We start from the raw sequence: 1,949 nt of genomic DNA on the forward strand, positions 1-1,949 counted from the left end.
AAGCCAAACGGTCTATTAGTAGTAGTCAGCTAAACACATTACTGTGCTTACACCTCTACCCTATCAAGCAGCTAGTCTTGCTGCGACCTTCAGGGAAAGTTCATCTTGGAGTTGGCTTCCCGCTTAGATGCTTTCAGCGGTTATCACAGCCATGCGTAGCTACCCAGCGATGCTCTTGGCAGAACAACTGGTACACCAGTGGCATGTCCATCCCGGTCCTCTCGTACTAGGGACAGCTCTCCTCAACTTTCCTACGCCCACGGCAGATAGGGACCGAACTGTCTCGCGACGTTCTGAACCCAGCTCGCGTACCGCTTTAAATGGCGAACAGCCATACCCTTGGGACCTGCTCCAGCCCCAGGATGCGATGAGCCGACATCGAGGTGCCAAACCTCCCCGTCGATGTGAGCTCTTGGGGGAGATCAGCCTGTTATCCCCGGGGTACCTTTTATCCTTTGAGCGATGGCCCTTCCACACAGAACCACCGGATCACTATGACCGACTTTCGTCTCTGCTCGACTTGTGTGTCTTACAGTCAGGCTGGCTTATACCATTATACTCAACTTGCGATTTCCAACCGCAATGAGCCAACCTTTGCAAGCCTCCGTTACTTTTTAGGAGGCGACCGCCCCAGTCAAACTACCCACCAGGCATTGTCCTACTTGAGGATAACTCAAGCTAGTTAGCAAACAGAAATATTAGGGGTGGTATCTCAACGATGACTCCATCTCCACCAGAGTGAAGATTTCAAAGTCTCCCACCTATCCTGCGCATAATATTCCCATCTGCAGTACCAAGTTATAGTAAAGGTCCACGGGGTCTTTCCGTCTTGCCGCGGGTAGGAGGAATTTTCACCTCCACTACAATTTCACTGAATCTCTCTTTGAGACAGCTCCCATCTCGTTACGCCATTCATGCAGGTCGGTATTTAACCGACAAGGAATTTCGCTACCTTAGGACCGTTATAGTTACGGCCGCCGTTTACTCGGGCTTCAATTCAAAGCTTTGTCTTGCGACTAACTAATCCTCTTAACCTTCGAGCACCGGGCAGGCGTCACACCTTATACTTCCTCTTACGAGTTGGCAAAGTGCTGTGTTTTTGGTAAACAGTCGGGAGGGACTCTTTGCTGAGACCTTCAGACCCTATTACTAGAATCCTCAGGCACACCTTATCGCGAACTTACGGTGCTAGTTTGCAGAGTTCCTTAAAGAGAGTTCTTTCACGCACCTTAGAATACTCATCTCATCTACCTGTGTCGGTTTGCGGTACGAGCAATTATTGCTAAACTTAGAGGCTTTTCTTGGCACGACAGCATCAACATTACACCTTTCAATCCGAAGATCTCTAGATGCTAAAAAGTTTTGAATACAGAGGCGGATTTGCCTATCCTCCAATCTATATACTTTTTAATTAACTATTCCATCAGTTTTTAATGTTTAGCTCTATGCGTCCCCACATCGCACACAATAATTGGTATAGGAATATTAACCTATTTTCCATCGACTACCCCTTTCGGACTTATCTTAGGACCCGACTAACCCTACGATGACGAGCATCGCGTAGGAAACCTTAGACTTTCGGTGAAGTGGATTCTCACCACTTTTATCGCTACTCATTCCTGCATGCTCACTTCGCATCGCTCCAGCACTCCTTACCGGTATGCCTTCAACGCTGATACGAACGCTCTTCTACCACTGTGCATCAGCACAATCTACGAATTCGGTGTCTATCTTAGCCCCGTTATATTTTCAGCGCATAATCACTAGACCAGTGAGCTGTTACGCTTTCTTTAAAGGATGGCTGCTTCTAAGCCAACCTCCTGGTTGTCTAAGTAACTACACATCTTTTTCCACTTAGAATAGAACTTGGGGACCTTATTCGGTAGTCTGGGTTGTTCCCCTTTTGACGATTGATTTTATCACCCACCGCCTGACTCCCAAGATACGGT

The 1,949-nt window shown here is 47.7% G+C and carries 1 rRNA gene; it reads right to left on the reverse strand.

Features of this window, described 5'->3' with window-relative positions:
• Window positions 1-1,949 (reverse strand): 23S ribosomal RNA (locus CQA44_RS11930); the annotation flags it as partial.

It is taken from the genome of Helicobacter sp. MIT 14-3879, assembly GCF_003364125.1.